The 13,573-nt window shown below is 67.2% G+C and carries 11 protein-coding genes; 9 read left to right on the top strand and 2 right to left on the bottom strand.

What is annotated here, in order from left to right; genetic code table 11:
• Positions 1-2: 2 nt before the first annotated feature.
• Entirely contained in the window at positions 3-614 is a 612-nt protein-coding gene (locus tag ACVXZ4_RS11975; RefSeq protein WP_461795066.1) for an arginyl-tRNA synthetase, read from the bottom strand.
• 110 nt (positions 615-724) lie between these two features.
• On the opposite strand from ACVXZ4_RS11975, the gene argS reads away from it, so the two are divergent.
• The 9 genes from argS (at position 725) to prmC (ending at position 12,422) form a co-directional block, all read left to right on the top strand.
• Positions 725-2,386, top strand: coding sequence for an arginine--tRNA ligase (gene argS, locus ACVXZ4_RS11970; protein WP_461795065.1), 1,662 nt, complete (start codon positions 725-727; stop codon positions 2,384-2,386).
• 2 nt (positions 2,387-2,388) lie between these two features.
• On the top strand, positions 2,389-3,279 hold the full coding sequence (locus tag ACVXZ4_RS11965; protein ID WP_461795064.1) for an LmeA family phospholipid-binding protein: 891 nt from the start codon (positions 2,389-2,391) through the stop codon (positions 3,277-3,279).
• Complete coding sequence (gene lysA / locus ACVXZ4_RS11960) at positions 3,276-4,721, top strand: diaminopimelate decarboxylase (protein WP_461795063.1); 1,446 nt, start codon at positions 3,276-3,278, stop codon at positions 4,719-4,721. Before ACVXZ4_RS11965 ends, lysA begins: the two co-directional genes overlap by 4 nt.
• Positions 4,718-6,037 (top strand): homoserine dehydrogenase, encoded by a 1,320-nt coding sequence (locus ACVXZ4_RS11955; protein WP_461795062.1) that lies wholly within the window; start codon positions 4,718-4,720, stop codon positions 6,035-6,037. The genes lysA and ACVXZ4_RS11955 overlap by 4 nt, the downstream gene beginning before the upstream one ends.
• A complete protein-coding gene (thrC, locus tag ACVXZ4_RS11950) occupies positions 6,037-7,119 on the top strand; it encodes a threonine synthase (RefSeq protein WP_461795061.1) in 1,083 nt (360 codons plus the stop codon). Before ACVXZ4_RS11955 ends, thrC begins: the two co-directional genes overlap by 1 nt.
• Positions 7,116-8,084, top strand: coding sequence for a homoserine kinase (gene thrB, locus ACVXZ4_RS11945; protein ID WP_461795060.1), 969 nt, complete (start codon positions 7,116-7,118; stop codon positions 8,082-8,084). Before thrC ends, thrB begins: the two co-directional genes overlap by 4 nt.
• Before the next feature lie 183 nt (positions 8,085-8,267).
• A complete protein-coding gene (gene rho, locus ACVXZ4_RS11940) occupies positions 8,268-10,427 on the top strand; it encodes a transcription termination factor Rho (RefSeq protein ID WP_461795059.1) in 2,160 nt (719 codons plus the stop codon).
• 20 nt (positions 10,428-10,447) lie between these two features.
• Entirely contained in the window at positions 10,448-11,530 is a 1,083-nt protein-coding gene (gene prfA, locus ACVXZ4_RS11935) for a peptide chain release factor 1 (protein WP_461797975.1), read from the top strand.
• Between the two features lie 19 nt (positions 11,531-11,549).
• Positions 11,550-12,422 carry a peptide chain release factor N(5)-glutamine methyltransferase gene (gene prmC / locus ACVXZ4_RS11930; RefSeq protein WP_461795058.1) on the top strand — a complete coding sequence of 291 codons (873 nt, stop codon included), beginning with the start codon at positions 11,550-11,552 and terminating at the stop codon, positions 12,420-12,422.
• Between the two features lie 101 nt (positions 12,423-12,523).
• Here the strand turns inward: prmC and ACVXZ4_RS11925 are convergent, their stop codons facing one another.
• A complete protein-coding gene (locus tag ACVXZ4_RS11925) occupies positions 12,524-13,501 on the bottom strand; it encodes a hypothetical protein (protein ID WP_461795057.1) in 978 nt (325 codons plus the stop codon).
• Positions 13,502-13,573: the final 72 nt, after the last annotated feature.

Below are 13,573 nucleotides of genomic sequence, written 5' to 3'. Positions count from 1 at the left end.
GACTACTTCAGCGCTCCGAGTGCGGAAGTGACGAGATCGTTCGCATCGGCGGCAGACCCGAAATAGACGGATGTCGCGACCAGCCAGTACGCGCCGCTGAAGACATCCACCCGGCCGACCCCGCCGCTCGTCGAGAAGTAGGCCGCATCGCCGAGACCCGACGCCGGGGTTCCCGTCGCAGCCTTCGCCTTCACCGAGGCGAGGTCGGTCGCCGCGGGCCGGGCGACGGCAACGGTGAAGGTGTCGCCGCTCGTCTGATTGAGCCAGTTGCACGCCGTGCCCGTGTAGGCGACGGCAGTCGCTGCGGCGCTGCCGGACTTCGGAGAGAAGGCGCTGTCCAGCCCGAAGTTGGGGTTGAAGTCGTACACCGTCTGCGCGGAGACGAGCGTGTCACAGGGGATCTTCGTGGGAGTGGCAGCCGCAGGAGTAGAGGGGCTGGGTGACGGCGTCGCACTCGCGGAGGGCGAGGCGCTCGACGTCGACGACCTGCTCGGTTTCGGGGTTGCTTGGCTGCCCGGCTCCGGGACGCAGCCGGCGAGCGCGAGTGCCACTGTCGCGGCGAGCGCGACCACGATGACGGTCGACCGCAGTCGAGAGTCGGTGATGGTTGTCATGGTGTGTGATGCCCCCTGGTGTGCGTGCCTCCATCTTCGCCCAGTCACGCCGATCGCACCGCGGGGCGCGCCAGCGGTGAGCCCGCGGCCGCCCGATAGAATCGTTGCTCGTGACTCCCGCCGAACTCTCCGCCCAGCTGCTCGCCATCGTCACCGGCGCGCTCCAGCGACGTGGAGCGGATGCCTCGGGCCTCACTCTCGACGACGTCAAGGTCGATCGCCCCAAGAACCGCGACCACGGGGACTGGGCGTCCAACATCGCCATGAAGCTCGCGAAGCGGGTGGGGGCGAACCCGCGGGAGCTCGCCCTCGAGCTGGCCGAGGGCATCCGCTCGATCGACGGCGTGTCGGCGGTGGATGTCGCGGGCCCCGGTTTCATCAACATCAGCCTCGACGCCGCTGCGGCCGGCGCCCTCGCCAAGGCGATCGTCGATCAAGGGTCGGCCTACGGCAACGGCACCCTCTACCAGGGCGTGACGATCAACCTCGAGTTCGTCTCGGCGAATCCCACCGGCCCCATCCACCTCGGCGGCGTGCGCTGGGCCGCGGTCGGCGACAGCCTCGCCCGCATCTTCACCGCCGAGGGCGGAATCGTCACCCGCGAGTACTACTTCAACGACCACGGTGGCCAGATCGACCGGTTCGCTCGCAGCCTGCTGGCGAGCTATCTCGGCGAGCCGACTCCCGAAGACGGGTACGGGGGGCAGTACATCGCCGACATCGCCGCGCGGGTGGTGGAGATCGCCCCCGCCGACCTCGCCGACCTGCCCCGCGATGACCAACAGGAGACCTTCCGGGCAATCGGCGTCGATCTCATGTTCGGCGACATCAAGAAGAGCCTCCACGACTTCGGAGTCGACTTCGATGTCTACTTCCACGAGAACACCCTTCACGAGAACGGCGACGTCGAGAAGGCAATCGAGCGGCTCGGTGACCTCGGTCACATCTACGAGTCCGAGGGCGCGACCTGGCTGCGCACCACGGAGTTCGGCGACGACAAAGACCGGGTTGTCATCAAGAGCGACGGCGAGGGCGCCTACATCTCTGGGGACCTCGCCTACTACCTCAACAAGCGCGAGCGTGGTTTCGAGCGCAACCTGATCATGCTGGGTGCCGACCATCACGGCTATGTGCAGCGGCTCATGGCGATGACGTCGGCCTTCGGTGACACCCCGCGGGTGAACCTGGAGATCCTCATCGGCCAGATGGTGAACCTGCTGAAGGACGGCACGCCGCAGCGGATGAGCAAGCGCGCCGGCACCGTCGTGGTGCTCGAAGACCTCGTCGAGGCGGTGGGAGTGGATGCCGCGCGCTACGCACTGGTCCGCTCGTCGAGCGACTCGCAACTCGACATCGACCTCGACCTCCTCACGAAGCGCACCAACGACAATCCGGTGTTCTACGTTCAGTACGCCCACGCGCGCACGCAGTCCGTCGCCCGAAATGCGGCCGACAGCGGAGTGGATCGCAGCGCTTTCGATGCCGCGCTGCTCACCCACGAGACCGAGAGCAGCCTGCTCGGGATCCTCGCCGAATTCCCCCGCGTCGTCACGCAGGCGGCGGAGCTGCGCGAACCGCACCGGGTCGCGCGCTACGCCGAGGAACTCGCCGGTGCCTACCACCGCTGGTACGACAACTGCCGCGTCACCCCGCTGGGAGACGACCCGGTGACCGACCTGCACCGGACTCGCCTGTGGCTGAACGACGCCACCGGCACGGTGTTGCGCAACGCCCTCGGCCTCCTCGGCGTCTCGGCGCCGGAGCGGATGTAGGCGTGGCACCGCAGGACGGCGAGCCGTACGACTGGAACCTCGGCCGATCGGGGCGCCAATATCCGGACGACCCCGCCCCGAGAGACCCGGCCCCGAGAGACTCGGAACCCGACCCGTTCCCCTTCGTGGAGACGGAGATCGTCAGGCGCCGGGGTCGCGGCTGGATCGGCCTGGCAGTCTTCCTCGTGATCGTGATCGTGCTCGCCGTCGCCGTCGACAACGGCGCCCGGTGGTATGTCGGCAACGTCATCGAGTCCAAGGCCCGCAGCTCGCTGTCCCTCTCCGATTCGACACCCGTCACCGTGAAGATCGGCGGCACCTCGGTGCTCTACCAGGCGGTGACCGGCAAGTTCCAGCGGGTGGATGTCGCGATCGACAAGCTCGGAGTCGGCGATCTCAGCGGCAAGGCCACCCTCACGGCCACCGGCGTGCCGCTCAGCCAGTCGAAGCCGATCGACGGAGCGAGGGTGGTCTTCGTCGCCGGCGCGGACGAGCTCAAGAAGCTGCTCGCCGGTTTCACGACCCTGCCGGTGACCTCGGTGACGATCGCGTCGGGTGCCGTACAACTCGGAACCACGATCACCGCCCTCGGAGTAACTGTTCCCGTGGCGATCGCCTTCGTGCCCTCTGCCGTCGACGGGCAGTTGGCGCTCACCCCGCGGTCGCTCGTCGTCAATGGTGCCACGGTCACGCCGGCCGGCCTCCGGGCCACGTTCGGCGCTCTCGCCGAACCGGTGCTCGCGACGCAGAAGGTGTGTGTGGCCAAGTACCTCCCGAAACAGCTTCCCCTCGATTCCGTGACGGTGAAAGGTTCTTCCCTCGAACTGGCGGTTTCCGGCAGGTCGGTCACCCTCGACACCGCGCTCCTCACTACCAAGGGCGTGTGCGCGTGACCGCGAATCCGCTGGCTCCCGCCTGGCTCCGCCCGCCCGCCGATGCCAACGCGCTGCCCACGACAGTCTGGTCGCAGAACGCCGGGAGGGCACCGTCGGGAGTGATCGAGGTGGCGGGGGTCTCCGCATCCGCCCTCGCCGCCGAATTCGGTACCCCGCTCTATGTCGTGGACGAAGCGGACGTGCGCGCCCGCGCGGTTGAAGCCCGAGAGTGCTTCGACCTCGAGTTCGCGCGGGTCGGATCAGCCGCAAAGGTGTACTACGCGGGCAAGGCGTTCCTCTCCACGGAGATCGCCCGCTGGGTGACCGAAGCGGGGCTCTACATCGATGTCTGCAGCGGGGGAGAGCTCGCCGTCGCCCTCGCGGCCGGAGTCGATCCGGGCCGGCTCGGCTTCCATGGCAACAACAAGTCCCTCGCCGAGATCGACCGCGCTGTCGCCGTCGGTGTCGGGGTGCTCGTCGTCGACAGCCTGATCGAGATCGAGCGCATCGCGGATGCCGCCGCTCGCCACTCCCGCGTTCAAAATGTTCGGCTGCGTCTCAACAGCGGGGTGCACGCCCATACCCACGAGTACCTCGCCACGGCCCGTGAGGACCAGAAGTTCGGCATCACGCTCCCCGATGCTCCCGACGCGGTCGCTCGCATCCGATCACACGAATCCTTGCGCTTCCTCGGGCTGCACTCGCACATCGGCTCGCAGATCTTCGAGTCCGACGGCTTCGTCGAGTCCGCGAAGAGGCTGCTCGCCCTGCATGCCGAGCTGCTTTCCGGCGGGCCGATCCCCGAGCTGAATCTCGGTGGGGGATTCGGCATCGACTACACCTCGGTCGACACCGCCCTTCCGATGCCCGAGATCGCGGCCCGGTTTGCGGGCATCGTCGCCTCCGAGTGCGCTCGGCTCGACATCCCCGTGCCGCTCGTGGCCGTCGAACCGGGGCGCTCGATCGTCGGGCCATCGACCTTCACCCTCTACGAGGTCGGCACGATCAAGGACGTCGAGGTGACCCTGCCGGAGTCGGGCAGTGCGATCCGCAAGTACGTCAGTGTCGACGGCGGAATGAGCGACAACATCCGCACTGCGCTCTACGCCGCCGACTACTCGGCTCGCCTCGCGAATCGCGCCTCGACGGCCGAACCCGCCCTCGTGCGGGTCGCGGGAAAGCACTGCGAGAGCGGCGACATCGTGGTGCTCGCCGACTACCTGCCGGGGGATGTCACGCCCGGTGACCTGCTCGCGGTGCCGGCCACCGGTGCCTACTGCTGGGCCATGGCCAACAACTACAACTACCTTGCCCGCCCTGCTGTCGTCGCCGTGCGCGACCGAGTCGCCCGCGTGATCGTGCGCGGCGAGACCGAGGCCGACCTGCTGTCGCGCGACGCCGGAATCTCCCCGGTCGTCGTTGCTGAAGCGGGCGGCATCACTGAAGAAGGAGCACCATGATCGAGTACCGCAACCTGCGAGTGGCCCTGCTCGGCGCCGGATCGGTCGGTGCCCAGGTGGCGTCTCTGCTGCTCGAGCACGGCCCGGAGCTCGCCAACCGTGCGGGAGCCGGGCTCGAACTCGTGGGCGTCGCAGTGCGCGACCTCGACGCGACCCGCACCGCCGAGATCCCGAAAGAGCTGCTGACGACGGATGCCGAGTCCCTCATCCTCGGCGCCGACATCGTGATCGAGCTCATGGGTGGTCTCGAGCCGGCCCGCACGCTCATCCTCCAGGCCCTCAATTCCGGCGCGGATGTCATCACGGGCAACAAGGCGCTGCTTGCGACCCACGGGCCCGAACTCTTCGAGGCCGCCGAGCAGGTCGGCGCACAGTTGTACTACGAAGCCGCGGTCGCCGGGGCAATCCCGATCATCCGCCCGCTGCGCGACAGCCTCGCCGGCGACCGCATCAAGCGCATCCTCGGCATCGTGAACGGCACCACCAACTTCATCCTCGATCGCATGGACACCGTGGGGGAGTCCCTCGAGGCGGCCCTTGCGACGGCGACGGAGCTCGGCTACGCCGAGAAGTCGGATCCCTCGGCTGACATCGAGGGCTTCGACGCCGCCCAGAAGACGGCAATCCTCGCGAGCCTGGCCTTCCACACCACGGTTCCGCTCGAATCAGTGCACCGGGAGGGCATCACCGGCGTCACACTCGAGCAGGTGGTGGCCGCGAAGAAGGCCGGCTATGTGGTCAAGCTCCTCGCCATCTGCGAGCGACTGACGGATGCCGACGGCGTCGAGGGCGTCTCCGCTCGCGTCTATCCGGCGCTCGTGCCGCGCGATCATCCGCTCGCAGCCGTCCATGGCGCCAAGAACGCGGTCTTCATCGAGGCCGAGGCTGCGGGGGATCTCATGTTCTACGGCGCGGGTGCCGGCGGAATCGAGACCGCATCGGCCGTACTCGGCGACCTGGTCTCGGCCGCGCGACGCCACGTGATCGGCGGGCCGGGGGTCGCCGAGTCGACCCACGCCAACCTGCCGATCCTGCCGATCTCACGCGTGATCACGCGGTACCAGATCACCCTCAGCGTCGTGGACGCCCCGGGGGTGCTCGCCGCCGTCGCCGCGCTCTTCAGCGAGCACGGGGTCTCGGTCGAGACGCTCACCCAGTCCGTCTACGGTGGCGCGATCACCTCCACGCCCACCGCTACCCTTGTGATAGGCACCCACGAGGCCTCCGAAGCCGATCTCGCGGCGACCGTTCTCGAACTCGAATCGAGCGATGTCGTCGTGCGGGTCACGTCCGTACTGAGAGTAGAAGGTTCATAATGGCCCACCAGTGGCGCGGAGTCCTCCGCGAGTACGCAGACCGTCTGAACATCTCGGACGCCACTCCGATCATCACGCTCGGCGAGGGTGGCACTCCGCTCATCCCGGCTCCCGCACTGTCGGCTCGCACCGGCGCCAACGTGTGGGTGAAGTACGAGGGCATGAACCCCACCGGATCCTTCAAGGACCGCGGAATGACGATGGCTGTCTCGAAGGCCGTCGAAGCCGGTGCCAAGGCCGTCATCTGCGCCTCGACCGGCAACACCTCGGCCTCTGCGGCCGCCTACGCCACCCACGCCGGCATCACAGCAGCGGTGCTCGTTCCCGAGGGAAAGATCGCGATGGGCAAGCTCGCCCAGGCGATCGCCCACAACGCGGAGCTGCTGCAGATCCGCGGCAACTTCGACGACTGCCTCGACATCGCCCGTGACCTCGCGGCGAACTACCCCGTGCACCTCGTCAACTCGGTCAACAACGACCGCATCGAGGGCCAGAAGACCGCTGCCTTCGAGGTCGTGGAGGTGCTCGGCGACGCCCCCGACATCCACATCGTCCCGGTCGGCAACGCCGGCAACTACACCGCCTACTCCCGCGGGTACGGGGAATCCCTCGCGCGGGGCGACTCGACGAAGCACCCGAGAATGTTCGGCTTCCAGGCCGCCGGAAGTGCCCCGATCGTACTCGGCCACGTGGTGAAGAACCCGGACACGATCGCCAGCGCGATCCGCATCGGCAACCCCGCCTCATGGGAGCTCGCCATCACCGCCCGCGACCTGACCAACGGCTACTTCGGCGCGATCTCCGACACGCACATCCTCGAGGCGTACCGCATCCTCTCCGCCGAGGTCGGCATCTTCGTTGAGCCAGCCTCGGCGATCAGCGTCGCCGGTCTCCTCGAGCGTTCGGCCGCGGGGGAGATCCCGCGCGGATCCACCGTGGTGCTCACCGTCACCGGCCACGGCCTCAAGGACCCCCAGTGGGCCCTCAAGACCGCAGACGGAGCGGATGTCACGCCAACGGTCGTCGCGAACGACACCGACGAGGTGGCCGGCGTGCTCGGTCTCGCCAAAGTCAGCGTGTGAACGCACCAGTTTCACTTTCGGCATCGGTCGAGGCCTTCGCCGGGCGGTCGGTGACCGTTCGGGTACCCGCGACCACGGCCAATCTCGGTCCGGGCTTCGACACCCTCGGCCTCGCGCTGTCCCTCTACGACGAGCTCACAGTCACGGTACGGGATGCCCCCGGCGCGACGGTCGAGGTGATCGGCGTTGGCGCTGGCGAGGTGCCCACCGACGAGACCAACCTCGTCGTCACCGCCATCGCGTACACCTTCGCCGCGTACTCCCAGCCGCTGCCGGGTCTCGAACTCGTGGCGCGCAACAACATCCCACACGGGCGTGGGCTCGGGTCATCCGGTGCCGCGATCGTCTCGGGCATCATGGCGGCGAAGGGTCTGCTCGACGGGATCGTCGACCTCGACTCCAGTGCTCTGCTCGCCCTGGCGACGGCCCTCGAGGGTCACCCGGACAACGTGGCTCCCGCGCTCTTCGGAGGTCTCACCATCGCCTGGACGACGGATGCCGGCCCGCAGCACAAGAAGCTCATCGTGCACCGCGGCGTCTCGCCACTCATCGCGGTGCCCGAGTCGACCATGTCGACCGAGCTCGCGCGAAGCCTGCGACCGGCGTCGGTGCCGCACGAGGATGCGATATTCAACGTCTCGCGTTCGGCGCTGCTCATCGCCGCGCTCATCCAGAGCCCCGAGCTCCTTCTGGCCGCGACAGAGGACAAACTCCACCAGCGCTACCGTGCCGCGGCGATGCCCGAGACGGAGTCGCTCATCCTCGAACTGCGTTCGCACGGGCTTCCCGCAGTAGTCTCCGGGGCCGGCCCGTCGATCCTCGTGCTCTGCAGCGACCCCGCCCAGCGGCTGGTGGCGGCCGAGCTCATCGCAGCACGATCCGGCTCGCCGTGGCAGTCGCTCCTGCTGGCCGTGGACTTCAAAGGTGCTACAGTGACAATGCATCCGGTAGAAAATTCGGGCTAACCGAAACCCCCGGACAGCACACTCACAAGCAATCACTTCGTTATTCACCATTGCTTTCCCGCGCAGCTGCGATTCCGTCGCACAGGCGCTACCCGAAGCGAAAGCGCCGAACGTCAAACTCTCCCGCAAGGTTCACTCGCACCTGTCAGGTGCGGAACTTGTTCGGGGAAAGGAACCCTCTTAGTGACTGACCTCACTGTCCGTGCCGCAGGTACGGACTCCATCGCCCTCGCCAAACTCCGCCTCCCCGAGCTCCAGGCTCTCGCGGCGGAACTCGGCCTCAGTGGCTCGTCCAAACTTCGTAAAGGAGAACTCGTGGATGCAATCTCCGAGATCCAGAACACCACCGCCGCGCCAGTAGCCGACGCTCAGGTCGTAGACGCCCCGGTCGCTGACGCACCAGTAGCCGACGCGCCCGTCGCGGACGCACCTGAGGCGGACGCGCCCGCGGCCGACGCCCCGGTCGCCAAGAAGCGTGCGTCGCGCCGTGCCAGCACGTCGATCGTGGATGCCGGTGCCGCCGAAGCCCCCGTCATCGAATCGACCCAGCGCCCCGCCACCACCCGTCGCAGTGCGCCGAAGGCGGTCTCCGGGCACGCCAACGGTGCCGAGAGCGGCATCGACCTCATCCCCGGCCAGGAGGCCGAGCGCGTGGCTCAGGCAGATGCCCGTGCCACCGAGTCGCAGCTTCAGGAAGGCCTCGACCGTATCCCCGGCCAGGAGGCCGAAGCCGAAGCCCTGGCGGACGACGCGCAGCCCACCCGCAACTCGCGCGGCCGCAACCGCAACCGCGGCGACCGCCAGCAGGGTGACGGCGCGGCCCAGAACGGCCAGGCGGCCCAGAACAACCAGGGCGGCCAGTCTGCCCAGAACAACCAGAACAACCAGAACAACCAGAACAACCAGAACAACCAGCAGAACGGCGAGCAGTCCGACGGCCAGCGCTCGAACGGTCGCAACGCGAACAACCGCAACCAGCAGAACCAGGGCGCCCAGCAGAACGGCAACCCCCGCCAGCAGGGCAACGACCGCCAGCAGCAGGGCAACAACAACGACCGCAACGGCAACAACGACCGCAACCAGCAGCAGCTGCTCGAGGACGATGACCGCGGCGGCCGCAACCGCTACCGTGACCGCAAGCGTCGCGGTGCGACCGGCAACGACGACTTCGAGCCCGAGATCACCGAGGATGACGTGCTCATCCCGGTCGCCGGCATCCTCGACGTGCTCGACAACTACGCGTTCGTGCGCACGAGCGGTTACCTGCCCGGCAATAACGACGTCTACGTCTCCCTCGGCCAGGTCAAGAAGTACAACCTGCGCAAGGGTGACGCCGTCGTCGGAGCCATCCGCCAGCCGCGCGAGAACGACAACTCCGGTCGCCAGAAGTACAACGCGATCGTGAAGATCGACTCGATCAACGGCCTGCCGATCGAGCAGGCTGCCGACCGTGTCGAGTTCGGCAAGCTCACGCCGCTCTACCCCTCGGAGCGCCTGCGCCTCGAGACCGAGTCCGGCAAGCTCACCACTCGCATCATCGACCTGGTGTCGCCGATCGGCAAGGGTCAGCGCGGTCTCATCGTTTCGCCCCCCAAGGCGGGCAAGACGCTCGTGCTCCAGGCCATCGCGAACGCCATCGCGAAGAACAACCCAGAGGTCCACCTCATGGTCGTTCTCGTCGACGAGCGTCCGGAAGAAGTCACCGACATGCAGCGCACGGTGAAGGGTGAGGTCATCGCCTCCACCTTCGACCGTCCGGCCGAAGACCACACGACGGTTGCCGAGCTTGCCATCGAGCGCGCGAAGCGTCTTGTGGAGCTCGGTCACGACGTCGTCGTGCTTCTCGACTCGATCACCCGGCTCGGTCGCGCCTACAACCTGGCAGCCCCGGCCTCCGGTCGTATCCTCTCCGGAGGCGTCGACTCGTCGGCCCTCTATCCGCCGAAGCGCTTCTTCGGTGCTGCTCGCAACATCGAGGACGGCGGATCGCTCACGATCCTCGCCACCGCGCTCGTCGAGACCGGGTCCAAGATGGACGAGGTCATCTTCGAGGAGTTCAAGGGCACCGGCAACATGGAACTGCGCCTTTCGCGTCAGCTCGCTGACAAGCGCATCTTCCCGGCCGTGGATGTCAATGCCTCCGGTACCCGCCGCGAGGAGATGCTCATGGGCGTCGACGAGACGAAGATCAACTGGAAGCTCCGACGCGCACTCGCGGGACTCGAGACCCAGCAGGCCCTCGAGCTCGTGCTCACGCAGCTGAAGGACACCTCGTCCAACGTCGAGTTCCTCATGAAGATCCAGAAGTCGCTTCCGGGCGCATCCGGGTCGAAAGAGGACTAATCCCGATGGCAGACTCTGGCGTGTTCGAGTCGGTGAAGACACTGCTGGTCGAGCACGCGGATCTGCAGGAACAGCTCGCCGACCCCGAACTCCACTCCAATCCGGCCAAATCGAAGAAGGTCAACCGGCGCTATGCCGAGTTGAGCCGGATCGTCGACGCCTACAACCGGTGGATTGCCCTGACGGACGATTTCGAGGCTGCTACCGAGATGGCGGCGGACGACGCGTCGTTCGCCGAGGAACTTCCCAACATCAAGGCCGAACTCGACGTGATGGAGGAGCGGCTTCGCCGGCTGCTCATCCCTCGAGACCCGAACGACGGCCGCGACGTGATCATGGAGATCAAGATGGGGGAGGGCGGGGCAGAATCCGCGCTCTTCGCCGGCGATCTTCTGCGCATGTACCTGCATTACGCGGAGTCCAAGAAGTGGAAGACCGAGATCATCGAGCAGACCTCGAGCGACCTCGGAGGCATCAAGGATGTCCAGCTCGCCATCAAGGGCAATTCGAGCGATCCGGCCGAGGGCGTGTGGGCTCACCTCAAGTACGAGGGCGGGGTGCACCGCGTGCAGCGCGTGCCCGCGACCGAGTCGCAGGGACGCATCCACACCTCGGCGGCCGGAGTCCTCGTCTTTCCCGAGGTGGATGAGCCGGAGGAGGTCGAGATCAGCCAGAACGATCTCAAGATCGACGTCTACCGCTCGAGCGGTCCCGGCGGCCAGTCGGTGAACACCACCGACTCCGCCGTGCGCATCACCCATCTCCCCACCGGCATCGTCGTTGCCATGCAGAACGAGAAGTCGCAGCTGCAGAACCGCGAGGCCGGAATGCGCGTGCTCCGCGCCCGGGTGCTCGCGCGCCAGCAGGAGGAGATCGATGCCGCGGCATCCGTCGTGCGCAAGAGCCAGATCCGCACGATGGACCGGTCCGAGCGCATCCGCACCTACAACTTCCCCGAGAACCGCATCGCCGACCATCGCACGGGCTACAAGGCCTACAACCTCGATGCGGTGATGAACGGTGCGCTCGAGCCGGTGATCCAATCCGACATCGAGGCCGACGAAGAAGCACGCCTCGAAGCCCTGGCCGGAGATGCCGACTAGTCTCGCCGCGCTCCACACCATGACTCCACCAGAACCCCTCACCGTAACCTCCGTGCTCGGCCGCGGGACGGAGCTGCTCACCCGCGCCGGCGTGCCGTCGCCCGCTGTCGATGCCGAGCTGCTCATCGGCTTCGTGCTCGGGATGAGCCGGGGTGAGGTGCAGGCGAAGGCCATCACCAGTGCCGCGGTGTCGGCCGACGACGAGTCCACGATCGCCGGTCTCGTCGAGCGTCGGGCGGCTCGGGAACCCCTGCAGCACATCACCGGTCGCGCCCCCTTCCGTTCACTCGAGCTCGCGGTGGGGCCGGGGGTCTTCGTCCCGCGCCCCGAGACGGAGCAGGTCGCCCAGTTCGCCATCGACGCCCTGCGCGCCGCGGCGGGCGCCGAGCCCATCGGCATCGATCTCGGCACCGGCAGTGGAGCGATTGCCCTTGCCCTCGCCACCGAGGTGCCCCATGCCCGCGTCTACGGCGTCGAGAACTCGCCAGAGGCCTTCATCTGGACGAAGCAGAACTTCCGCGAGTCCGGCGCCGACAACGCCAGGGCCGTCTTCATCGACCTCGCCTCCGCCCTTCCCGAGCTCGACGGCACAGTAGCCGTGGTCATCTCGAATCCTCCCTACATTCCGCTCGGTGCGATCCCGCGTGACCCGGAGGTGCGGCTCTTCGACCCCGAGCACGCCCTCTATGGCGGCGAGGACGGGCTGGATGTCGTGCGCCAGGTATCGCAGACCGCCCGGCGCCTCCTGCACCCCGGCGGCACCCTCGTGCTCGAGCACGGCGAGCTGCAGGCAGCCGCGATCGCCGGCATCCTGGCCGCCGACGGGTGGCGCGCGATCGCGAGCCACCCCGACTTCCTCGGGCGGGATCGCGCGACCACCGCTCTGCGCTGAATCCGGCGCGCCGCCGGAGGCGCGCGCCGCCGCCTCTCGAGCAGCAAGCCCACCAATGCGCCCCAGAGTGACACGCGCGCCCGCATTTTTGGGCGCAGGTGTCACGCGCGACCGCGACGGATCGGTCGGAGTCCCAGCGACAGCAGTTTGGCGCGGAGGGCGGCGGGGGATCGAGCTTCACGCCAGTCCCACCGGCTGACTGTCGTGTTCTGCGCGCGAAGTCGATTTTCCCGGTTCTTCTCCGCGATGACGACCTGGGCGGTGGTTCGGCCGTGGGTGTACTCGCTTTTGACGTATTTGCCGACACCGTCGAACTCACCAATTCCCCGGACATCGATCCACCAGAAGTCAACTTCCATGGTCCCCTTCTCATCGGTGAACACGGCCTGGAGATCAGGCGGCGGAAAACCGAGTCGATGGATGTTTACCCGGCTCAATGACTCACCTGCAGACCCTGAACGGCCGTCGGCAAACTCCCTGACGAAGCGTGCGCGGGCATGTCCCGTAGTCGGTGCGCGTTCCTCGAGTTCCTTTTCGAGGGCATCCTTGGTCGTTCGGGCGGCGAGGCGCCCCGCTTCGCCAGACTTGGGCGGCCGCAGGCTGAAATCGGTCATAGCGACTGCCGTCGCGATCGGTTCGGTCCGGGCAATGTCCACAAGGGTTCTCGTGAGGCACGTTATGGCAAAAGTGCCGAAATCGACAAGTGTGTCTGGCAATTCGAGGCCCCGTCTGATGAGAGACCCAGTCGACCGGCCTCCGTTGGCGGCGCCCGCAATGACTTCGGGACGCGGAGGCGGACTGCCGATGAACGGCAGTCTCCAGATGGCCGCCGCGGAGAGCCCGGACAGGATGAGCGGGCCTGGCTCAACAGCTACTGCGGCCGAGAGGCGAGCCAGATATCGATCCTCTGAGTTGAGGTCTCCCCAGACATCGGCGGGAAAGTAGGCGCCGGGCCGCAGCCTGATGAGCGTTCCCCTCTCTGCGCTTCGAAAGAGGGCACGACGTTCGCCAGGGGTGACTGTTTCACGCACAAGCACCAGCTGAAGCAGGAACAGATCGAGCGGCGTCGGAGGATTCATGCCGACACTGTGCGCCCTCGTCAATCGCTGGTCGGTCGCACATCGCACAACAGTTCAGAACGCCCTGCTCAT

This window comes from Lacisediminihabitans sp. FW035 (assembly GCF_054880895.1).
Note: the sequence above shows the minus strand (reverse complement) of the source record. Positions and strands in the feature narration are given on the sequence as shown.

What these genes read in the sequence shown, in the direction of transcription:
- prmC (WP_461795058.1), top strand. Translation starts at nt 11,550, where the DNA reads ATGACTCCACCAGAACCCCTCACCGTAACCTCCGTGCTCGGCCGCGGG.
- thrC (WP_461795061.1), top strand. Translation starts at nt 6,037, where the DNA reads ATGGCCCACCAGTGGCGCGGAGTCCTCCGCGAGTACGCAGACCGTCTG.
- ACVXZ4_RS11975 (WP_461795066.1), bottom strand. Translation starts at nt 614, where the DNA reads ATGACAACCATCACCGACTCTCGACTGCGGTCGACCGTCATCGTGGTC.
- ACVXZ4_RS11955 (WP_461795062.1), top strand. Translation starts at nt 4,718, where the DNA reads ATGATCGAGTACCGCAACCTGCGAGTGGCCCTGCTCGGCGCCGGATCG.
- ACVXZ4_RS11925 (WP_461795057.1), bottom strand. Translation starts at nt 13,501, where the DNA reads ATGAATCCTCCGACGCCGCTCGATCTGTTCCTGCTTCAGCTGGTGCTT.